The 20,665-nt window shown below is 73.3% G+C and carries 17 protein-coding genes; 7 read left to right on the plus strand and 10 right to left on the minus strand.

Annotated features, from left to right (window positions below; genetic code table 11):
• Positions 1 to 290 precede the first annotated feature (290 nt).
• From AB0I72_RS01485 to AB0I72_RS01505, 5 genes are all read right to left on the minus strand, one after another.
• Entirely contained in the window at positions 291 to 923 is a 633-nt protein-coding gene (locus tag AB0I72_RS01485; RefSeq protein WP_358561453.1) for a PH domain-containing protein, read from the minus strand.
• Entirely contained in the window at positions 923 to 2,020 is a 1,098-nt protein-coding gene (locus AB0I72_RS01490; protein ID WP_358561456.1) for an adenosine deaminase, read from the minus strand. The genes AB0I72_RS01485 and AB0I72_RS01490 overlap by 1 nt, the downstream gene beginning before the upstream one ends.
• Before the next feature lie 110 nt (positions 2,021 to 2,130).
• On the minus strand, positions 2,131 to 3,369 hold the full coding sequence (locus AB0I72_RS01495) for a M20 family metallopeptidase (protein WP_358561459.1): 1,239 nt from the start codon (positions 3,367 to 3,369) through the stop codon (positions 2,131 to 2,133).
• A 25-nt stretch (positions 3,370 to 3,394) separates the two neighbouring features.
• Positions 3,395 to 4,567: a glutamate--cysteine ligase gene (locus AB0I72_RS01500; RefSeq protein ID WP_358561462.1), complete on the minus strand. Its 1,173-nt coding sequence runs from the start codon at positions 4,565 to 4,567 to the stop codon at positions 3,395 to 3,397.
• A gap of 158 nt (positions 4,568 to 4,725) precedes the next feature.
• Positions 4,726 to 5,841, minus strand: a complete 1,116-nt coding sequence (locus AB0I72_RS01505) for a YhjD/YihY/BrkB family envelope integrity protein (RefSeq protein WP_358561465.1) — start codon at positions 5,839 to 5,841, stop codon at positions 4,726 to 4,728.
• 129 nt (positions 5,842 to 5,970) lie between these two features.
• On the opposite strand from AB0I72_RS01505, the gene AB0I72_RS01510 reads away from it, so the two are divergent.
• Both AB0I72_RS01510 and AB0I72_RS01515 read left to right on the plus strand, forming a co-directional pair.
• Positions 5,971 to 7,092 carry a galactokinase family protein gene (locus tag AB0I72_RS01510; protein ID WP_358561468.1) on the plus strand — a complete coding sequence of 374 codons (1,122 nt, stop codon included), beginning with the start codon at positions 5,971 to 5,973 and terminating at the stop codon, positions 7,090 to 7,092.
• Positions 7,093 to 7,232: 140 nt separating this feature from the next.
• Positions 7,233 to 8,522: an LCP family protein gene (locus tag AB0I72_RS01515; protein WP_358561470.1), complete on the plus strand. Its 1,290-nt coding sequence runs from the start codon at positions 7,233 to 7,235 to the stop codon at positions 8,520 to 8,522.
• Between the two features lie 550 nt (positions 8,523 to 9,072).
• On the opposite strand, the gene AB0I72_RS01520 is transcribed toward AB0I72_RS01515, so the two are convergent.
• Positions 9,073 to 10,290, minus strand: coding sequence for an NADP-dependent isocitrate dehydrogenase (locus tag AB0I72_RS01520; RefSeq protein ID WP_358561472.1), 1,218 nt, complete (start codon positions 10,288 to 10,290; stop codon positions 9,073 to 9,075).
• A gap of 180 nt (positions 10,291 to 10,470) precedes the next feature.
• The gene (locus AB0I72_RS01525; protein ID WP_358562784.1) at positions 10,471 to 10,905 is read right to left on the minus strand and encodes a DUF3017 domain-containing protein; all 435 of its coding nucleotides are present in this window, start codon (positions 10,903 to 10,905) and stop codon (positions 10,471 to 10,473) included.
• A gap of 519 nt (positions 10,906 to 11,424) precedes the next feature.
• Here AB0I72_RS01525 and AB0I72_RS01530 point away from each other — a divergent pair.
• On the plus strand, positions 11,425 to 12,030 hold the full coding sequence (locus AB0I72_RS01530) for an FHA domain-containing protein (protein ID WP_358561475.1): 606 nt from the start codon (positions 11,425 to 11,427) through the stop codon (positions 12,028 to 12,030).
• 139 nt (positions 12,031 to 12,169) lie between these two features.
• Here the strand turns inward: AB0I72_RS01530 and AB0I72_RS01535 are convergent, their stop codons facing one another.
• From AB0I72_RS01535 to purN, 3 genes are read right to left on the minus strand one after another with little or no spacing between them, the layout of a single operon-like run.
• Positions 12,170 to 13,021, minus strand: a complete 852-nt coding sequence (locus tag AB0I72_RS01535) for a bifunctional methylenetetrahydrofolate dehydrogenase/methenyltetrahydrofolate cyclohydrolase (RefSeq protein ID WP_358561477.1) — start codon at positions 13,019 to 13,021, stop codon at positions 12,170 to 12,172.
• A 14-nt stretch (positions 13,022 to 13,035) separates the two neighbouring features.
• A complete protein-coding gene (gene purH, locus AB0I72_RS01540; protein WP_358561480.1) occupies positions 13,036 to 14,604 on the minus strand; it encodes a bifunctional phosphoribosylaminoimidazolecarboxamide formyltransferase/IMP cyclohydrolase in 1,569 nt (522 codons plus the stop codon).
• Entirely contained in the window at positions 14,601 to 15,236 is a 636-nt protein-coding gene (gene purN / locus AB0I72_RS01545) for a phosphoribosylglycinamide formyltransferase (RefSeq protein ID WP_358562785.1), read from the minus strand. The genes purH and purN overlap by 4 nt, the downstream gene beginning before the upstream one ends.
• A gap of 409 nt (positions 15,237 to 15,645) precedes the next feature.
• Here purN and AB0I72_RS01550 point away from each other — a divergent pair, with 409 nt between their 5' ends.
• From AB0I72_RS01550 to AB0I72_RS01565, 4 genes are all read left to right on the plus strand, one after another.
• Complete coding sequence (locus AB0I72_RS01550) at positions 15,646 to 16,041, plus strand: DUF4190 domain-containing protein (protein WP_358561483.1); 396 nt, start codon at positions 15,646 to 15,648, stop codon at positions 16,039 to 16,041.
• 174 nt (positions 16,042 to 16,215) lie between these two features.
• Positions 16,216 to 18,003 carry a Wzz/FepE/Etk N-terminal domain-containing protein gene (locus tag AB0I72_RS01555; RefSeq protein ID WP_358561486.1) on the plus strand — a complete coding sequence of 596 codons (1,788 nt, stop codon included), beginning with the start codon at positions 16,216 to 16,218 and terminating at the stop codon, positions 18,001 to 18,003.
• Positions 18,003 to 19,391, plus strand: coding sequence for a ligase (locus AB0I72_RS01560; RefSeq protein WP_358561488.1), 1,389 nt, complete (start codon positions 18,003 to 18,005; stop codon positions 19,389 to 19,391). The genes AB0I72_RS01555 and AB0I72_RS01560 overlap by 1 nt, the downstream gene beginning before the upstream one ends.
• On the plus strand, positions 19,388 to 20,611 hold the full coding sequence (locus AB0I72_RS01565) for an aminoglycoside phosphotransferase (RefSeq protein ID WP_358561491.1): 1,224 nt from the start codon (positions 19,388 to 19,390) through the stop codon (positions 20,609 to 20,611). The genes AB0I72_RS01560 and AB0I72_RS01565 overlap by 4 nt, the downstream gene beginning before the upstream one ends.
• The last annotated feature ends 54 nt before the right edge of the window (positions 20,612 to 20,665 follow it).

Genomic DNA, 20,665 nt, shown 5'->3' on the forward strand with positions numbered 1-20,665 from the left:
GTGTCCGTTCGCGCGGGATCCCCGCAGATCCCGTTGGACTCGCGAACCGGACACCTTCCCGTTATTCAGTTGGACCGCGCGCGACGCCCAGGGGGAGGAACCGAGCGGATGACCATCCGCGCGAAGCCCGTCCGCTCGGCGCGCTCTCCCTTAGGCATGCCTTACCTAACCAGAAGCGAGAGGCGGCGTCAACCCCGTGACACGAGAAAGGGACCCGGCCCCCGCACGACGCGGGGACCGGGTCCCACCAGGCGATACCCCGAGCGACGACGCTCGGGGGGCGAGGGCGCTCAGGCCAGCACCAGCGCCCCCACGAAGAACACCGCCGTCACCGCGAGGACGACGATCACCTCGACCGGCACCATCGTCTGCGGCGCGTCCTCGGCGCCCAACGCGGCCGGTCCCGCCTCGCCGACGTCCCGGATCGGCCCGCTCAGGGGGCGCGCCTTGTACCGTTCGGCGTCCCGGCGCAGCTGCCGCGCCACCACGTCGACCGGGCGCTGCCCGGCGGGGTCGGAGTCGTCGTCGGCGGCGTCCGCCAGCCCCGAATCGCGGCGCAGGTTCTCGCGGACCCTGGCGCGCTTCGTCTCGCGCAACGGCCACGACCGCACGATCCCGCCCGGCGTGTGCACGCGCAGCACGTCGGTGACGTCCACCCACACCACCGCGGACCACGGCACGAAGGTCTCCCGCAGCGGGTTGATCATCCGCAGCCCGCGCTCGGTGGAGACCACGCGGGGTCGCAGCCACACCAGGTAGACGCCGGCCACGCTCGCCACCAGCACCGCGGAGGCCACCCACGCCGAACGGCCCTCGCCGCGCAGCAGCACGTCGACCAGCAGCAGGACGGCGATGACGACCCACACCAACGCCATGACCCGCGAGGAGGTCGAGGCGTGCGTGGTGGACTGGGGCCGGTCCATCAGAGCGCCGCCCACTTCAGCTGGGCGAACCCGGGCTTGATGACGCCGTTGATCAGGGCCAAGCGCTCGTCGAAGGGCAGGAAGGCCGACTTCATGGCGTTGACCGTGAACCACTCCAGGTCGTCCCAGCCGTAGTCGAAGGCCTCGGAGAGCTTGGCGAACTCCTCCGACAGCGTCACGCCGCTCTGGAGCCGGTTGTCGGTGTTCACGGTGACCCGGAACCGCAGGTCGTGCAGGAGCCGGATCGGGTGCGCGGCGATGGACTCGGCGGCCCCGGTCTGGACGTTCGAGCTGGGGCACATCTCCAGCGGCACGCGCTTGTCCCGCACGTACTGCGCGAGGCGGCCCAGACGCGGCACGCCGTTCTCGTTCATGGTGACGTCGTCGACGATGCGCACGCCGTGGCCCAGGCGGTCGCACCCGCACCACTGGAGGGCCTCCCAGATGGACGGCAGCCCGAACGCCTCACCGGCGTGGATGGTGAAGTGGAAGTTCTCGCGGCGCAGGTACTCGAACGCGTCCAGGTGACGCGTGGGCGGGTTGCCCGCCTCGGCGCCCGCGATGTCGAAGCCGGACACCCCGGCGTCCCGGTAGCGCACGGCCAGCTCGGCGATCTCCGACGAGCGCGCGGCGTGCCGCATCGCGGTGACCAGCTGCCCGGTGCGGATGCCGCGTCCCTGGTCGGCGGCGCGCTTCTCACCCAGTTCCAGCCCCTCCTGGACGGCCTCGACGACCTCCTCCAGGGTGAGCCCCGCGGACAGGTGCTGCTCGGGGGCGTAGCGCTGCTCGGCGTAGACCACGCCGTCGGCGGCCAGGTCCTCCGCCGCCTCGGCCGCCACCCGCACGAGCGCGTCGCGCGTCTGCATCACGGCGGTCGTGTGCGCGAAGGTCTCCAGGTAGCGCTCCAGGGACCCGGAGTCGGAGGCCTCGCGGAACCACACGCCCAGCTCGTCGGGGTCGTACGTGGGCAGACCGGTGTACCCGACCTCCCGCGCCAGTTCGACGACGGTGGACGGGCGCAGGCCGCCGTCGAGGTGGTCGTGCAGCAGGACCTTCGGCGCCCGCCGGATCTGCTCAACTGTGAGTGGGTGGTTCATACTCCTCAGAATGCCACCCGGGCGGCACGCGACCGCCCACGCCGACGCCAAGTTTCCGAGAATCCGGCAGATCCGCCCGCGGGGTCCCGGCGGGCCGAAGCCGGCACAGCTCAGGCCAGGGCCTCGTCGTCGACGCGATCGCCCCTATGGGCGGTGTTCCACAGCGCGGTCAGCGCCGTGGTGACCATGAACCGGGTTCCCACGCCGATGGCGCGCTCGTCGACGTCGAAGGTCCCCCGGTGCAGGTCCAGCATGGGGCCGTCCCAGTCCGGGGAGTGCGTGCCCAGTCGGGCCAGCGCGCCGGGGACGTGCTCCAGGTACCAGGCGAAGTCCTCCCCGCCCAGGCTCTGGGGCGTGCTGGCGACCGCGTCCGAGCCGAGCGAGCGGCCGACCGCCTCGCGCATCATCTCCACGCTCTCCGCCTCGTTGATCGTCGGCGGGACGCCGCGCCGGTAGGTGACCTCGGCCTCCGCCCCGTAGGCGGAGGCCACCGACTCGACCAGCCCCTTGACGATGTCCGGTGCGGAGTGCCAGGCCTCGTCGTCCAGGCAGCGGACAGTGCCCTCGGCGACGGCGTCGTCGGGGATGACGTTGGGCGCCGCCCCCGCGCTGATCCGGCCCCAGACCAGGCTGAACCCGGCGCGCGGGTCGACCAGGCGGGACAGCGCGGCGGGCAGCTCGGTGACCACCTTGCCCATGGCGTAGACGAGGTCGGAGGTCAGGTGCGGCCGGGCGGTGTGGCCGCCCGGCCCGGACAGGCGGACCATCAGCTGGTCGCAGGCGGCGGTGATGCCGCCGACGCGCAGACCGACCTTGCCGACCATGAGGCGGGGGTCGCAGTGCAGGGCGAAGATCCGGTCGACGCCCTTCATCGCCCCGTCGTTGACCACCTCGACCGCGCCGCCGGGCAGCTCCTCGGCGGGTTGGAAGATCAGCCGCACCCGGCCGGGCAGGGCGCCCATCCGGTCCTGCTGGGCGAGGAAGACCGCCGACGCCAGCAGGACCGTGGTGTGCACGTCGTGCCCGCAGGCGTGCGCCGCGCCCGGAACCGTCGAGCGGTAGGGGACCCCCGCCTTCTCGTCGGTGAGCGGGAGGGCGTCGATGTCGGCCCTGAGCGCGACCAGGGGACCCGGCCCGGAGCCGATGTCGCACACCAGCCCGGTGCCCTGCGCGAGGACGCGCGGGCGCAGGCCCACCTCGCGCAGCCGCTCCGCGATCCGCCCGGTCGTGCGGTGTTCGGCGAAGGCGAGTTCGGGGTGCATGTGCAGGTCCCGGCGGAATCCGGTGAACTCCCGCTCATGGCGCGCCAGAAAAGCGGTCAACTGTTCCGGCAGGTCACGTCCCTGCATGCGAGGGTCCCCTCTTCATCGCGTGTCAGCGCGCACCGGCTCCGTCGCTGACACTGACCTCTGCGCGGGTGAGGCTGCCCCTGAGCTCGGCGGCGAGCATGTCCACGACGTCGTCGAGCGAACCGCCCTCGGCGACGACCGCGCGCTGCCGTTCGTAGGAGGCGCCCTTGTCCAGGGTCTCGGAGACCAGGTCCAGGTCCTCGGCGCAGCCCAGGCGGGCCGCGACCGGTCGCAGCTCGCGGACCAACTCGTAGAGGTCGTCCCGGATCGGCACCGTGGTTCCGTGCCCGTCCGTGATCACACGAGCGTCGAGTCCGTAGCGGGTGGCCCGCCACTTGTTGTCGCTCACCAGCCAGGACGGCGGGTTGGGCAGCCCGTATCCCCGATCGAGCTGGTGATCGAACAGCTCGACCAGGCTCTGGCAGAGCGCGGCGGCCATTCCCACCTCGCGCAGGGTGGGAATCCCGTCGAACATCCGGATCTCGATGGTGCCGAAATCCGGGTGCGGCCGGATGTCCCACCACACTTCCTTGATAGAGGCGATGGTACCCGCCCGCAGAAGCGTTTCGAGGTATTCCTCGAAAGCAGTCCAACCCGACAGGTTCGGCGGCGGCCCCGACGTGGGAAGGGCGCCGAAGACGACCGACCTCGCGGACGCCAGACCCGTGTCGTGCCCACTCCAGAATGGGCTGGAAGCACTCAAAGCAAGAAAATGTGGGAGGAACTTCGCAAGGGCGTTCACCATGGGAATGGCCTTCTCCTTGCTGCGCACCCCCACGTGGACGTGGACCCCGCAGGTGAGGATGCGTCGGGCGAGCCACTGCATCTGCTCGACCAGCTCGCCGTAGCGCTCGCCGGGGCTGAGCGACTGGTCCCGCCAGTCGTCGATCGGGTGGGTTCCGGAGCAGGTCAGAGTGGTCCCGCGCGGTTCGAGCACGTCACGCATCCGCTGGATGTTGCGGGTGAGGTCCCGCTTGGCGTCCTCGACCGTCTCGCAGATGCCGGTGACGACCTCGACCTGTGACTGCATCAGTTCGTGCCGAAGTGGGGGGACGTCCGCGCCCGCGCTGAGGTCGGGCAGCTCGGACAGGAGTTCCTGCGCCTCCTGCCTCAGGTGGCGCGTCCTGCGATCGACGAGCTGGAGTTCCCACTCCACTCCGAGCGTCGCGCGTTCGGACGACTTGAATGCGATTCCCATCTGCCCTCCGAGGGGGTGTCGCCAGCGGTCTCACGGCCGGCGGTCGGTGCGCCCGGATGAATCGGTCAACCGGGACAGGGGAGGACTACCCTGTCGACACCCCGCGCATACGGGACGAGAACGGACAGTGAGGTAATTTCCTCGTGCGTAAACCTTCGTCATTCCCGACCGGAATGGCGGCGGCGGAGCGCCCACACGGCGGCCCCGGCCGCACCCGCGGCGCCGACCAGTGACAACGCCGCCGCCAACGTTCGTTGGGCGGCGCGGCGCTCCCGTCCGACCCCCCGCTGGACGGGCGGGGCGGGGGCGGGCCGGGACCAGTCCAGCCCGTTCTGCTCCGGCAGCGGCAGAGTGCCCGTGTACGGAGGCGGCATGGGCAGCCAGGTCGCCGTCCACGCCGCGCTGAACATGACCAGGCGCATCACCAGGTTGATCCACACCAGGAGCCCCACCAGCACCGCGAAGGACGCGTACACCGGGTTGCTCAGGGTCCCGGCGAGCAGGATCGCGGCGGCCGCCTTGAGGATCTCGAAGCCCACCGCGCCGATCAGCGCGCCGCGCCACATCGCCCGGGTCGGCCGCCCGCTCCCCGAGAGCAGCGCGAAGGTCAGCAGGAAGATCAGCGAGTTGGCCCCCACCGCGATCGCCACGGCGAGCGCGCGCAGAGCCAGGTTGGCGAGCACCGAGCCGTCCAGCCCCACCCAGGACAGCAGCCAGGTCGTGGCGGCCTGCGCGACGCTGGTGAAGGAGACCGTGATCAGCAGGGCCGCCCCCAGCCCGAGCATGAACACCAGGTCGCCGACCTTGCGCAGGAGGTAGTTGGGGCCGTCCTTGACGCTCCTGAGCCAGATCGAGTGCAGCGCCTGGCGCAGCTCGGAGACCGAGTTCAGCCCCGCGTAGAGCAGGCCGAGCGCGCCGATCACACCCGCCCCGACGCGCGCGCCGGCCACCTGGTCCATCGGCAGCCGGTCGGACAGTCCGGGCAGGACCTCGTCCAGAGCCTGTTCGAGGTAGGCGGTGAGCTCCGGCCCGCCCGCGGCGACGACGAAGCCGAGCGCCGCGAAGGCGAGCGCGATCAGCGGGAAGAAGGACAGGAAGGTGAAATACGTCACGGCGCCCGCGAGCAGGCTTCCGTTCCGGTCGGCGTAGCGCTCGTAGGCGCGGACCAGGTGGTCGACTCCCGGCCGTCGGCGCCGCAGCCCCCAGTAGGCGTCCATGGCCAGGTTCCGGTAGTGACGGGACGTGTCCTTGGCCCGATCCAGGGCTGCGGGCATGGCTCCCCCTCCGCGCCGGTCGTGGACCGTCACCGTAACCAGCGGCGCGGGAAGGGGGAACCCGACGCGCGGCCCCTCGGTGGGGGCAGACTTGGGGGCAGCCGTGTGACGAGGGAGAAGGGTGGACCGGTGGGGGGCTTGGGGGCTCGGTGGCATGCCGTGTTGGGCCTGCGTCCGGCGGGACCGCGGGGAGACTGGCCGTCGTCGGCCCCGGACGCCGACGTACTGGCGGAGGCCTTCGACCTCCGGTACGGGACGGCCGCCGAGGGGGTCTGGCGCGCGCCGGGCCGGGTGGCGCTCATGGGCGAGCACACGACCGCCAGCGGCGGCGCCGCCCTGTACGCGGCGCTGCCCTGGGGTGTGACCGCCGCCGCGGGGCTCGCGTCGGACGGCGGCGTGCGCGTGGCCACGCCCGGCGGCCCCCTGAGACCCCGGGAGGCCGCCGCGCGCGCGGCGGCCGAGGCGGTCGGCGAGGCGCGCCGGAGCGGCCTTCTCCGGGCCGATCAGGGGCTCCGGGTACTCCTGGAGTCCGATCTGCCCGCGCACGCCTCCCTGGGCCGCACGGCCGCCGTGGGGGCCGCCGTCGCGCTCGCCCTCGCCGACCTCGCGGGCGGGCCGCCGCCGGAGGGCTCCACGGCGGACCAGCGGGCGGTGCTCGCGGCGCGGCCGGGGCACGTGGTCAGGGTGAACCAGCGGACGCTGCGCACCCGGGTCCTGCCGTTCGACCTGGCCGCCGAGGGGCTGCGGCTGCTGGTCGTCGACACCGGGGCGCGCCCCCGCCGCGACCCCAGGTCCGCGCACACCGCCGCGATCGAGGCCGCCGAGGAGGTCCTGGGCCCGCTCCGCGCCGTGCGCGACCTGCGCGCCGCCCTGGCGGACCTGCCGGACCGGCGGCAGCGCGACCGGGTCGAGTTCGAGGGCACGGAGACGCACCGGCTCAACGCCGCGGTCGGACTGCTGCGCGCGGGCCGTGCCGGGGAGGTCGGCCCGATCCTGAGCGCCTCGCACCTGTCCCTGCGCGGGTTCGGCCTGCCCTCGCCCGACGTCGAACTCGCCGCGGAGACCGCCTCCCGCGCCGGCGCGCGCGGCGTCCGGCTGACCGGCTGGGCGGGGACCGTGGTGGCGCTCGCCGCCGAGGAGCGGGTGGAGCGGATCGGCGCGGCGCTGGCCCGGGCCTTCGCCGACCGGGGCCGGGTCCCTCCGCGCGTGCGCGCCGCCCTCCCGTCGGCGGGCGCCCACCGGCTGCGCTGACCCGCGCGCCACGCCCGCCGCCCGGGGGCGCCGAGGGCACCCGGACGGATCCGGGGTGAACCCCGCTACAGTTTCCGCGATCACACAGACGACGGACAGGCGCAGTCGGCCTGCGGGCGTGGAGCGGATAAGGCGGTTCGATGGCAGACCCACGGAACCGGGACGGGTCCGGCCCGACCGGTGAACACGACAGGCCTGGCGTGTTCCGACGCGCGGGCGACCCCGGCAAGCCGGACGAGTTCGAGCGGTTGTACCGCCAGCGCGAGTCGGAGCAGCGGTCCCTGGGCGGGGCCAGGCGGGTCCCCACCGCGGAGGAGGCGCCGCCGCGGCGGCGCGTGCCCGAGCCGCGGTCCTCGCGGCAGCGGAGCCGGACGCACGGGACCGCGCGCGAGTACGACGGCACGGGCCGGGCCCGCCGGGCCAGGGAGCGGCGCGAGAACCGGGTCAGGAACATCGCGCTGACGGTCCTGGCGGTCCTGCTCGTCGTCCTGATCGTGCCCCCGGCCGCCATCTACCTGTGGGCCGACGGGCGGCTGACCCGCGTCGAGGCCCTGGGCGACTACGAGGGCAGGCCGGAGGAGCAGCCGGGGACGACGTACATGATCGTCGGCTCGGACAGCCGGGACGGGCTGAGCGACGAGGAGATGGACCAGCTGGCCACCGGGTACGCCGAGGGCCGCCGGACCGACTCGATCATGGTGCTCTACCTCCCCGACGACGGGGAGCCGACCATCGTCAGCGTCCCGCGCGACTCCTACGTGCCCATGGCGATCCCGGGCTACGCCGACAACAAGATCAACACGGCCTTCGCGGACGCGGTGTGCGGCACGGACGAGGCGGGCGAGGAGGTCTGCGGCGGCCCCGGCCCCCTGGTGGAGACCTTCGAGCGCGCCTCGGGCGTGCGCGTCGACCACTACGTCGAGATCGGCATGGGCGGGTTCGTCGACTTGGTGGACGCGGTCGGCGGCGTCGAGCTGTGCCCGGAGGAGGCGATGGAGGACCCGAAGGCGGGTCTGGACATCGAGGCGGGCTGCCAGCTGATGGACGGCGGCACGGCCCTGGGCTACGTGCGCACCCGCGCCACGCCGCGCGCCGACCTGGACCGGATCCAGCGGCAGCGGGAGTTCTTCTCGGTGCTGGTCGAGACGGCGTCCGCGCCGTCGACGATGTTCAACCCGTTCCGCGCGCTGCCGCTGGTGGCGGCGGGCACGGACACGTTCATGGTCGACGAGGACGTCCACCTGCGGCACCTGGTCACGATGATGCTGGCGATGCGGGGCGGCACCGAGACCACGGCGGTCCCGGTGGGCGACACCCCGACGCTGGAGGGTGTCGGCTCCGTGGTGATCTGGGACGAGGCCCGATCGGAGGAGATGTTCGCGGCCATGCGGGCGGGCGAGCCGATCCCCGAGAGCGCCATGCAGGACTGAGCCCCGGCCGAGCTTGCGAGGCCGCGTGAACAAGGCGAAGGGCCCGCCGCACGAGGCGACGGGCCCTTCTTCGTGACGTTCCGTACTGTGCGCGCCTACCCCCCAGCGGGCGCACGGCCGGTACGTCGGTTCGTGGTGGCTCAGAGGGGCTGACACCCACTCTGGCCTGCCGGTTCTCACCGGCGCTTCTCCACAATAGGTCAAAGTTCGCGAAAGGTGTAAATCCTGCTCGCGTGGCCTATGTCGCACCCGGCGGTCACCCGCCCCGCGCGACCCCTCCATCCTCGCATCCCACGACCCCGGATGTGCCCCGAACACGGAAAACACCCCGGGAAAGTTCACCCCTCCCGAGCACCCAAAGCGCCCGCCGACAGCGTGATCGGGACGTTCGGGGCGCTCGGACTCCCCCGGGCACGACGACGCCCGGGCGTCCCCGCGCGGGGACGCCCGGGCGTGGCCAAGGTCTCACCCGCGCCCACCGCCCCGGGCCGCGTTCCGGCTCTCCCCGGGGTCAGCCGGGCGAAGCGCGGGCCCGGGGGCGGGCACGGACTCAGGCCAGGCGCTTGGACAGGTTCTCGTCCAGGGCGGCGAGGAACTGCTCGGTGGTGAGCCACTCCTGGTCGCCGCCGACCAGCAGCGCGAGGTCCTTGGTCATCTGGCCGCCCTCGACGGTCTTGATGACGACGTCCTCGAGCGTGTTGGCGAACTCCGTCAGCTGCGGGGTGTTGTCCAGCTTGGCCCGGTGCTCCAGACCGCGGGTCCACGCGAAGATGGAGGCGATCGGGTTGGTCGAGGTGGGCTTGCCCTGCTGGTGCTGGCGGTAGTGGCGGGTGACCGTGCCGTGCGCGGCCTCGGCCTCGACGGTGCGGCCGTCGGCGGTGCGCAGGACCGAGGTCATCAGGCCCAGCGAGCCGAAGCCCTGCGCGACGGTGTCGGACTGCACGTCACCGTCGTAGTTCTTGCACGCCCAGACGTAGCCGCCCTCCCACTTGAGCGCGGCGGCGACCATGTCGTCGATCAGACGGTGCTCGTAGGTGAGACCGGCGGCCTCGAACCTCTCCTTGAACTCCGTGTCGTAGATCTCCTGGAACACGTCCTTGAACATGCCGTCGTAGGCCTTGAGGATCGTGTTCTTGGTGGACATGTAGACCGGGTACTCGCGGTCCAGGCCGTAGTTCAGGCTCGCGCGCGCGAAGTCCTCGATGGACTTGCGGAAGTTGTACATCCCCATGGCGACGCCGCCGCCCTCGGGGAAGTTGGCGACCTCGAACTCGACCGGCTCGCCGCCGTCGGCCGGGGTGTAGGTCATGGTCACCGAGCCGGGGCCGGGAACCTTGAAGTCGGTGGCCTTGTACTGGTCACCGTGGGCGTGACGGCCGATGATGACCGGCTTGGTCCAGCCCGGGACGAGCCGGGGGACGTTCTCGCAGATGATCGGCTCGCGGAAGACGACGCCGCCGAGGATGTTGCGGATGGTGCCGTTGGGCGACCGCCACATCTTCTTCAGGCCGAACTCCTCGACCCGGGCCTCGTCCGGGGTGATGGTCGCGCACTTGACGCCGACGCCGTACTTCTTGATGGCGTTGGCGGAGTCGACGGTGACCTGGTCGTCGGTGCGGTCGCGCTCCTCGATGCCCAGGTCGTAGTACTTCAGGTCGATGTCGAGGTAGGGAAGGATCAGACGGTCCTTGATGAAGGACCAGATGATCCGGGTCATCTCGTCGCCGTCGAGTTCGACTACGGGGTTCTCGACCTTGATCTTGGCCATGGCTGTGTGGCTGTCCCTTCAGTCTGTGCTACCGCCTCACGCGGCCGGCGCGGTGCTGGTTCGTGGCCGTGACCGCACCGCCCGCTCGGCAATCCCCTGATCCCGCCCGGTGTCCGTGCTGACCGGGGAGGCGGTGGCTCGTCGGTGTCGCGGTATCTCGACATCAAGCTTATTCCACGGCTAGGCCGAGAGTTGCGGCGCCACCCATGCCAGCACGATGAGCAGGACGGCGAGGCTGACGCACGTGACGAGGTCGATCCACCGGCGTCGGACCGCCAGCAGGCCGATCCAGTCCTTGGGCAGCACCGTCCGGAACGCGGCGGCCAGCAGCAACGCACCCGCGATGATCGCGGGGCCCCGCTTGAAGTGGGCGGCGGCCACCACCACGATCCCGGCGACCAGGGCCGAGAGCACGAGCGCGTAGGGCACCTGGGCCAGCCAGAAGGGGACCTCCGGGTGTGCCGGGGCCTCCGGTTCGGACTCGGGGGCCGGGCGCCCGTCGTCACGACCTCCGTCGGTCGGGCCCCCCGAGGCGTGATCCCCGTCGCCGGGGGCCTCCCCCGCCGGGCCACCCTGTTCCGTGTCCGCCAACTCCACCCGCCCCGTCTCGTCCACCGCGTACCCGACCCGTTCCGCCATCCTCCGGCCGCCGCGCGGCTCGTCCACGTGCTCGTCCCTGGCCCAGACCGGCCACACCGCGCCCGCCGACGTGTCCGAAACGGCACACACCGCCACGAGGCCGCACCGACCTGGTGGCTACGAGGGTCCGCCGCGGGGGAAACCGCCGCCCGAGCGGTCGAGACGCGGCCCATTGTAGTGATTCGGATCGCCGAAGCCCCAGCGCTCACGGAATCGGTCGAGCCCTGCCCCCGGGGCCGCTACGTCCGTTACCCACTTCCGGTTCGGTCACACAGGCGTGTATCCGCGTCGTATCCGCCTAACTCCGGAGTAAGCGCGTAGAACGCGTACCACCCGGGTAATCCAACCTGAGACGAGTGCAACGGTGAGCGAGGACAAGCCCCCATGAAGCCCACTCAACGCGCAGACCGACCGACCACTCGACAGCCTCCGCTCCCCCGCCGTCACCCGCACCCCCACCGGCCGCGCCACACCACCAGCCCGGGAGGAGTCACCGTGGACGGGCCCTACCTCCGGGTCGAAGAGACCGGGGACATTCGTCAGCTCACCGGTGAGGTCACCACGGTCGGACGCGGCGCGGGCGCCGACGTCCGGCTCGACGATCCGAGTGTCTCCCTGCTCCACGCCGAACTCGTCCGCCGCGGGCCCTACGTGTACGTCGTCGACCTGGGGCTGTCCCGCAACGGCACCCGCGTCAACGGCCGCCCCATCGCCCGGCGGGTGCTGGAGGAGGACGACGTGGTGACCTTCGGCACCGCGCGCTGCCGGGTGGGCGGGCTCCCCCACGAGCAGATCAGCCCCGACATCGAACTCCGGCGCGGCGCCGCGCCCGAGCTGACCCGACGCGAACTCGACGTGCTCACCGCCCTGTGCCAGCCCGCGCTGTCGGAGGAGGCCTTCGTGGCCCCGGCGACGGCGCGCGACATCGCCGAGGCCCTGGTCGTGACGGAGGCCGCGGTCAAGCAGCACCTGCTGCGGCTCTACCAGAAGTTCCGCATCCCCGAGGGCCAGAACCGCCGGACCCGCCTCGCCAACGAGGTCGTGGCGCTCGGCCTGGTGCGCCCGATGCCGACCACCGGTTCGTCCCGCCGGGCCAGCTGACCCCGGACCGCGCCGGTCCCCGGCGCCCGCGCCCGGTCCCGTCCGGTCGCCGCCCGCGCCCCGCGCGTCGCCGCCCCCGTGCGAACGCGAACGGGGGCGGTGGCGTCGCCCGCCGCCGCCCCCGCGGCCGAAACCGTCGTCAGGCGAGCTCGCGCTCGGCCGCCTCCACGACGTTCACCAGCAGCATCGCCCGGGTCATCGGGCCCACGCCGCCCGGGTTCGGGGACAGGTACCCGGCGACCTCGGCCACGTCCGGCCGCACGTCGCCGACCAGGCCGTCCTCCGTGCGCGAGACGCCGACGTCCAGCACGGCCGCGCCCGGCCGGACCATGTCCTGGGTGATCAGCCCGGGCACGCCGGCGCCGGCGACGATGACGTCGGCGCGGCGGGTGTGCTCGGCCAGGTCACGGGTGCCCGTGTGGCACAGGGTGACGGTGGCGTTCTCCGAGCGGCGGGTCAGCAGCAGGCCGAGGGGACGGCCCACGGTGACGCCGCGGCCCACCACGACCACCTCCGCGCCCCGGAGCGGCACGTCGTAGCGGGTGAGCAGCTCCACGATGCCGCGCGGGGTGCACGGCAGCGGAGCCTCCTGCATCAGGACGAGCTTGCCCAGGTTGGAGGGCTGGAGGCCGTCGGCGTCCTTGGCCGGGTCGATGAGGCCCAGCACCCGGTTCTCGTCCAGGCCCCTCGGCAGCGGCAGCTGCACGATGTAGCCGGTGCAGTTCGGGTCCTCGTTCAGCTCGCGGACCGCCCGCTCCACGTCCTCCTGGGTGGCGTCGGCGGGCAGGTCGCGGCGGATGCTCGCGATGCCCACCTGGGCGCAGTCGCGGTGCTTGCCCCGCACGTAGGAGTGGCTGCCCGGGTCGTCGCCGACCAGGACCGTGCCGAGTCCGGGGGTGATGCCCTTGGCCCTCAACTTGGCCACCCGCTCGGCCAGGTCCCCGCGGATGGCCTTGGCGACGGCCTTGCCGTCGAGAATCGTCGCGCTCATGTCGGTTCCTCGCGTCAGTGGAAGAAGTGGCGGGTGCGGGTCATGTACATGGTGATCCCGGCCGCCTTCGCTGCGGCGACGACCTCCTCGTCGCGGACGGAGCCGCCCGGCTGGACGACGGCGCGCACCCCCGCCCCGGTGAGGATCTCCAGGCCGTCGGCGAACGGGAAGAAGGCGTCGCTGGCGGCGACGGAGCCGGTGACGCGGTCGCCCGCGCGGGTGACCGCCAGCCGCGCGGAGTCGACCCGGTTGACCTGGCCCATGCCCACGCCCACGGTGGCGCCGCCGGAGGCGAGCAGGATGGCGTTGGACTTGACCGCGCGCACGGCGCGCCACGCGAAGGCGAGGTCGGCCAGGGTGGCCTCGTCGGCGGGCTCGCCGGCGGCCAGCGTCCAGTGCGCGGGGTCGTCGCCCTCGGCGTCGATCGCGTCGCGGGACTGCACCAGCAGGCCACCGCTGATCTGGCGGTTCTCCACGCCCGAACCGAAGCCGGGGGTGTCCACGACCAGGAGGCGGATGTTCTTCTTCCTGGTCAGGATCGCCGTCGCCTGGGCGTCGAAGCCGGGCGCGACGACGACCTCGGTGAAGATCTCGGAGATCTGCTCGGCCAGCTCCGCGCCGACCGGGCGGTTCGTGGCGATGACACCGCCGAACGCCGACACCGGGTCGCAGGCGTGCGCCAGGCGGTGGGCCTCGGCGTTGTCCGCGCCGACGGCGATGCCGCAGGGGTTGGCGTGCTTGATGATCGCCACGCACGGCCGGTCGAAGTCGTGGGCCGCGCGCAGGGCGGCGTCGGCGTCGACGTAGTTGTTGTAGGACATGGCCTTGCCGTGCAGCTGCCGCGCGCCGGCCAGCCCGACCGCGGGGGCGCCGTCGACCGTGTACAGCGCCGCCTTCTGGTGCGGGTTCTCGCCGTAGCGCAGCACGTCCTGGCGGGTGTACCCGATGCCCAGGTAGGCGGGCCAGCCCGACTCGGCGGTCTCCTCGTCGGGGGCGTAGGCGCCCGCGAACCAGGAGGCGACGGCCGCGTCGTAGACGGCGGTGTGGCGGAAGGCGAGCCCGGCCAGGCGCTTGCGCTCCTCCAGGGTGAACCCGCCGTCGCGGACGGCCTGGAGGGTGGCGTCGTAGGCGGCGGGGTCGACCACGACGGCGACGCTGGCGTGGTTCTTGGCCGAGGCGCGGACCATCGCGGGGCCGCCGATGTCGATCTTCTCGATGCAGTCGGCCTCGGACGCGCCGGAGGCGACCGTGTCCTGGAAGGGGTAGAGGTTGACCACGACCAGGTCGAAGGGGGCGATGCCCAGGCCCTCGATGGTGGCGACGTGGTCGGGGTTGGTCTGGTCGGCGAGGAGGCCCGCGTGGACGTTCGGGTGCAGGGTCTTGACCCGGCCCTCCATGATCTCCGGGAAGCCGGTGACGTCCTCGACGGGGGTGACGGGGATGTCCGCGTCGCGCAGCCGCGCGGCGGTCGAGCCGGTGGAGACGATCTCCACCCCGGCCTCGGCCAGGCCGATCCCCAGCTCCTCCAGACCGGTCTTGTCGTACACGCTGATCAACGCACGCCTGATGGCCTGCTGGGTCACCGCTGCTCCTTCGTGTCGGTCGCGTCCGTGACGCTGTGCTCGGTGCGGCCGAACCGCACGTGCCTGCCGTCGACCGTCCAGCCCTCGCGGGCGAGCCGGCCGACCGTGTCGACCAGCATCCGCCGCTCCACGGCCTTGATCCGCTCGTGGAGGCTGGACTCGTCGTCGCCGTCCTCGACGGGCACCGCCACCTGGTCGATGATCGGACCGGAGTCGACGCCCTCGTCGAGGAAGTGGATGGTGGTGCCGGTGACCCGGACACCGTGGGCGAGCGCGTCACGCACGGCGTGCGCGCCGGGGAAGGAGGGGAGCAGCGCGGGGTGGATGTTCACCGCGGTGTGCCGGCCGAGGACGGCGGGACCCAGGAGGCGCATGAACCCGGCGGAGACCACGAGGTCGGGTGCGTACTCGCTGATCCGGTCGGCCATGGCCGTGTCCCACTCGGCGCGGTCGGAGTAGTCTCGGAAGGGGACGACGAACGTGGGCACGCCGGCCTTCTCGGCCAGCTCGACGCCCCGGGTTCCCCGCCGGTCCGAGCCGACGGCGACGACGTCGACGCCGTACGCGGGGTCCTCGGCCGCGTCGACCAGGGCGGCCATGTTGCTGCCCGTGCCCGATATGAGGACGACCACTCGCGCGGACAATGTGCTTCTCCCATGGTGTCGAAGGCGGTGCGGGAGCGGGCTCCCGTGTCCGGGGGCGCCGGGGGACGGCGCAGCATCCGGAAAGGTCGCGCGCCCGTGCGGCCTCTGGCCCGATCAGGGCCGTGCCGAGGGGCGTCGCTGGAGAGTGGCCCGCCGGTCCCCCGCGGAGCGGTGTCCGTGGGGCCATGACGGGTGGCGGTCGGACCGTGGCGGCCCGTCCGTGGTCCCACCCTATCGGTCCGGGTAGCGTCGGACCCACGGGGACCGGGCCCACCCTGCCCGGAACCGCACCCCACCGGGTTCCGGACCCTCTCCGGAGCCGCTGACACCGAGTACGGTCCGCGCGGGCGAACGCGGACCACGGCGCCCGACCGGGGCGCGTCGAAGGAGTGAACCTGTGACCGACAAGAGCCCGGAGCCCCAGACCGAAGGGCGGCTGCCCAGGGTCGAGAGAGGCGGCCTGTGGGGCCTCTTCCTGGGGATGGCTGGCCTCCTGTTCCAGCCCTACGGCGTCGTGCTGTCCGTGTTCGGTGTCGTCCAGGGGTTCCGTGCGCGCCGGGCCGCCAGGGCGAACAGCACGCAGGCGCCGGGCGCGCTGCTGAGCGTGGCCGTCGGGACGCTCGGCATCGTCATGTCACTCGCGGTGACCTCGGTGTTCGTGGTCTACGACGAGGAGGTGCGGGCCTACCGCGACTGCTCGGCCCGGGCTCACACGGTGTCCACGCAGGAGCAGTGCGACCAGACCTGGGAGTCCGAGACCGGGATGCCGCCGTCGCCGCTGTTCGCCAGCTGATCCCTCCCGCTCCGCGCCGTCCCCCGGGCCCGCCCGGGGGACGCGGTCGTTCCGGACATCTCACCCCACCCGGAATCGGCTGTTTCGGCAAGCGCCACACACCCCCAAAGGGACTACACTTAGTATGCAATCGTTCACTAAAAGTGTTGCACACGTGTGTGTGGAGAGGACCCGATGGACACCGACGCCCCTGGCCCGCCCGGACCGGAACTGAAGGAGTACACGGCCCTGCTGCGTCGCCGGTGGCGGATGGTCGGGGCCGGGGTCCTCGGGGGGCTGGTCCTCGCCACGGCCGGGGTGTTCGCGCTGCCCTCCACGTACGAGTCCACCGCCGCCGTCCAGGTCCGCCCGACCGGCATGGCCGAGTTCACCGGCGAGCGCTCCGGGCGGCTGGCCGGTGACGTCAACCTCGACACCGAGGCGCAGATCCTCACCTCCGACCGCGTCTCGGCCGCCGCGGCGCGGCGCCTCGCCGGACCCGACGCCACCCCGCCGAGCACCGACGACCTGCGCGAGCGCGTGTCGCTGTCCGTGCCGCCCAACAGCAACGTGCTGGAGATCACGTACGCGGCCCGCACCCCGAAGGCCGCGCGCGACGGGGCCACCGCCTACGCCGAGGCCTACCTCGAACAGCGCGAGGCCGAGGTCAGCGACCTCATCTCCACCCACCTGACGGCCCTGCGCGACGAGCAGGAGGCCCGCTACCAGGAGCTGGCCGAGCTGTCCGGCGCCTCCGACGCGCGGGCCGACGCCCTGCGCACGGAGATCGCCGACCTCGGCCGCGGCATCAGCCCGCTCAGCGCGCTCGGGCAGACCGTCGAGCCCGGCCGGATCATCACCCCCGCGCGCCTCCCCGAGAGCGCGACCAGCCCCGTGCTCCCCGTCTGGGTAGCCGGTGGCGGCGCCCTCGGCCTGCTCGCCGGACTCCTGCTCGCGTTCGCGCGCGACCGCCTCGACCCCGTCCTCCGCGACACCGAGGGCACCGCGCGGATCGGCCGCGTGCCCGTGCTGCTGGACCTGTCCGCGACGGGCGACGACGCCTACGGCCCGCTCTCCGACGACGACCGCGCCGGTCAGCGCGCCAACGAGTGCGCCCACGCGGTGCGCGCCCGGGTCCCCGCCCCCGGCGTCCTGCTCGTGGCCGCCACCGCGCCCGGCCGCTCGGGCCCCACGGCCGCCCTCCACCTGGCCATGGCGCTCGCCCGCACCGGCTCGGACACCCTGCTCGTCCGCGCCGACCCCGCCGCGACCGACCCGCTGGACCTGCCGGAGGGTCCCGGCCTGGCGGAGGCGCTCCTGGACGGAGAGGACCCCGCCGAGCTGGAGGTGCGGCCCGACGCCGCGCCCCGGCTGCGCGTCCTGCGGTACGGCCGCCCCGGCGCCGTCGCACCCGTCCAGGGGACCGCGATGCCGGAGCTGCTCGACCTGCTGAGCGAGGGGGCCGAGTACGTCGTGATCGCCGTGGCGCCCGCCGCCGAGCGCGCCGACGCCCACGCCCTGGCCGCCTCCGCGGATCTCCTGCTCCCGGCCGTCGAACTGGGCCGCACCCGCCGCGCCGACCTCGCGTCGCTGGTCGCCATGGCCGCCCCGTTCGACCTCGCCGTCGCCGGTGTCGCCGCGCTGCCCCGCCAGCCCGACGCGCGCCGTGCCCGGGGCCCGGAGGGCGGGAGCGCCGGAGGCGAGGCCGGGAAGGCAGGGAAGGACGACGCGGTCGCCGACGCCGCCCGGAGCGAGACCGCCCGGAGCGAGACCGCCGAGGCGCGGGAGTCCGCCCCGGAGCAGGCCGACGCGGTCGCCGGGACCGCCGGACCGGACGCCCCCCGGGAGCGGGAGGAGGCCGCTCGGGAGGACGCCCCCGACGAGCGGAACACCGCGTCGGCCCCCGCCGAGAAGGACACCGCCGAGGAGGACACCGTCGACGAGGCCTCCTCCGGCGAGGACGCCGTCGGGGCCCGGAACTGATGGCGGCTCCCGCCACCCCGTGCCCTCGCTCCTGGGCCGGGGTCCCGATCGGCCCTCCCCCGGTCACCGGAGGGCCCGTGGTCTGGCTCCTGGCCGGGTACCCGCTCTGGTGGGCACTGGGCATGGGCCAGTTCGCCTACTGGCTGTTCGCCGTGCCCATGGCGGCGGAACTGGTCCGCCGCCACCGGACGGTCGGCCTGCGGCTGCCCCCGGGCTTCTGGATGTGGGGGCTGTTCCTGCTGTGGTGCGTGCTCGGGCTGGCCATGGTCCCCCTGGACGTGCCCGGCACGGTTCCCGGCAGCGGCGGACTCGCGGGCGCGGTGCTGCGCGTCGTCAACTACCTGGTGCTGACCGTCCTCATGCTCTACGTCGGCAACCTGTCCGAGCGCGAGCTGCCGACGCGGACGGTCGTGTGGTCGCTGTCCGTGCTGTGCCTGGCCACGATCGCCGGAGGCTACCTGGGCATGCTCGCGCCCCAGTTCGAGTTCACCGCTCCGCTGGAGTACCTGCTGCCCGGCGCGCTGGCCGCCGACCCCTACCTCCAGACCCTCGTGCACCCCGCCTCCGCCCAGATCATGGACATCTTCGGATACGAGTCGGCCCGGCCCAAGGCGCCCTGGGAGTACACCAACATCTGGGGCTACATGATCTCCCTGCTCCTGGTGTGGCTCGTGGTCGGCTGGGTGCTCCAGGGGTCCGGGGTCACGCGGTGGGCCGCCCTGGCCGCCGCGGCCGCGTCGGTGGTCCCCGTCGTGCACTCCCTCAACCGCGCCCTGTGGGCCGGGTTGGTGCTGTCGCTGGTCTACGCCGCCCTCCAGGCACTGCGCCGCGGCCGTGTGGTGCTCGTCGGCGCCTGCGCGGTCGCCTGCGCGACCGCCCTGCTCGTGCTGGCCGCGTCACCGTTGGCCGACGTGGTCCGCGCCCGGGCCGACAACCCGCACAGCGACGACGGCCGGGCCGCGAGCAACGCCGCGTCCGTGGCCGCCGCCGACCTGTCCCCGGTCCTCGGCTGGGGCACCACGCGGGAGATGGCGGGCAGTTCGGAGTCGATCGCCATCGGGCCGACCGCCGACTGCCCCGGCTGCGGCCAGCACGTCATCGGCAACGCCGGTCAGCTGTGGATCACGCTCATCGCCAACGGATGGGTGGGCACCGCGTTCCTCCTCGCCTTCCTCGCCTGGACGGCGTGGCGCCACCGGGCCACGGCCTCCCCGGCGGGGCAGGGCGCGCTGCTCACCGTGCTGTTGCTGTTCTGGTACATGTTCTTCTACGTCGCGCTGATGTCCCCGCTGGCCGTCACCATGGTCGCCGTCGCCCTTCTCTGGCGCGGCGACGCGGGTCCGACGCCCGGCCGGGACGCCGCGCGCGCGAGCGGGGGTCTTCGGTGAACAGCGAGACGACCTACCTGACGGATCTGGCCGCGGTCCTGTGGCCGTGCGGCGGACTGCTCGGCCCCGGAGACGGGGGCGTCCGGCGACTCGTCCGCCAGGAACGCGGCAACCAGTACCTGCCGGTCCCCAACGCGCGCAGTCCGCGCGTGATCCTGCCCGCGCACGACCGCTCGGCGGCCCTCCGGGGCATCGCGTCCTTCTGCCGGGGGCACTCGTTGTCCGAACGGACGCGCGCGGCCCTGCTCACCGGCGCCTTCGCGACCGGGCTCGCGCCCCTGCTGCTGCGGGACCGCCTGTACGTGGGCGCCGGGCCCGGCATCGAGCACGCGCTCACCTCCGCCCTGGACCGGAGGCTGGCGATCGCCATCCACCTCGGTCCGCCCCGGGCCAACCGCAAACCCGTCCTGCTCCTGCTCACGCCGGGAGGACGGACGATCGGGTACGCCAAGGTCGCCGTGAACGACCTGACGTCGCGCCTGGTGCGCGCCGAGACCCGCGCCCTGCGGCGGCTGGCCGACGCCCGGCTGCGTGACGTGACGGTCCCGCGTCTGCTCTACGAGGGCGAGTGGAACGGCCACCCCCTGCTGGTCCAGGAAGCGCTCCCGGTCGGGGACCAGACCGACCGTCCGACCCGGCGCCAGCTGCTGCGCTGCGTCACCCAGATCATCGAACTGACCCGCGTGCGCGAGCGGCGCCTGTCCGACAGCCCGTACCGGATCTCCCTGGAGGAACGGATCGCGGCCCTCGGGTCCCGCCCCGAGGCGGCCCCGCTGCGGGCGGCGCTGCGTCGCCTGCCGGACGTGACCATCCCGTTCGGAGCCTGGCACGGGGACCTGACCCGGTGGAACATCGCCAGCACCGCCCGCCGGGCGTTCGTGTGGGACTGGGAGCGGCTGGCCCTGGACTCGCCCGCCGGGTTCGACGCCCTGCACTACGACCTCAACGAGTGCGTCCAGGCGGGGGTGCACCCGGGCGTGCACCGGTGGCTGGACAGCGGCTCGCGGCTGCTCCGCGACCCGCTGATCGCCGAGACGGGACTGCGCCCGCACGCGGTGTCCACGGTCATGGCCCTGTACCTGATCGACCTGGCCACCCGCTACCTGCACGACCGCCAGGACGAGAGCGGCGGCCACCTGGCGTCCGTCGACGACTGGCTGCTCCCCGCGTTGGAGGGCCTCCAGGAGAGAGCGACGCACGAGGCCGCTCACCCGGGGTGACGCCGCCCCGACCGCCGCCACGCCGTCAAGACCGGCCCGACCGAGGACGGGCCT

The organism is Nocardiopsis sp. NPDC049922 (assembly GCF_040660275.1).
Lineage (GTDB): Bacteria > Actinomycetota > Actinomycetes > Streptosporangiales > Streptosporangiaceae > Nocardiopsis.

Excerpts from the sequence above, each read along its gene's own strand:
- AB0I72_RS01485 (WP_358561453.1), bottom strand. The coding sequence starts at position 923 with ATGGACCGGCCCCAGTCCACCACGCACGCCTCGACCTCCTCGCGGGTC.
- AB0I72_RS01490 (WP_358561456.1), bottom strand. The coding sequence starts at position 2,020 with ATGAACCACCCACTCACAGTTGAGCAGATCCGGCGGGCGCCGAAGGTC.
- AB0I72_RS01495 (WP_358561459.1), bottom strand. The coding sequence starts at position 3,369 with ATGCAGGGACGTGACCTGCCGGAACAGTTGACCGCTTTTCTGGCGCGC.
- AB0I72_RS01500 (WP_358561462.1), bottom strand. The coding sequence starts at position 4,567 with ATGGGAATCGCATTCAAGTCGTCCGAACGCGCGACGCTCGGAGTGGAG.
- AB0I72_RS01505 (WP_358561465.1), bottom strand. The coding sequence starts at position 5,841 with ATGCCCGCAGCCCTGGATCGGGCCAAGGACACGTCCCGTCACTACCGG.
- AB0I72_RS01515 (WP_358561470.1), top strand. The coding sequence starts at position 7,233 with ATGGCAGACCCACGGAACCGGGACGGGTCCGGCCCGACCGGTGAACAC.
- AB0I72_RS01520 (WP_358561472.1), bottom strand. The coding sequence starts at position 10,290 with ATGGCCAAGATCAAGGTCGAGAACCCCGTAGTCGAACTCGACGGCGAC.
- AB0I72_RS01535 (WP_358561477.1), bottom strand. The coding sequence starts at position 13,021 with ATGAGCGCGACGATTCTCGACGGCAAGGCCGTCGCCAAGGCCATCCGC.
- AB0I72_RS01555 (WP_358561486.1), top strand. The coding sequence starts at position 16,216 with ATGGACACCGACGCCCCTGGCCCGCCCGGACCGGAACTGAAGGAGTAC.
- AB0I72_RS01560 (WP_358561488.1), top strand. The coding sequence starts at position 18,003 with ATGGCGGCTCCCGCCACCCCGTGCCCTCGCTCCTGGGCCGGGGTCCCG.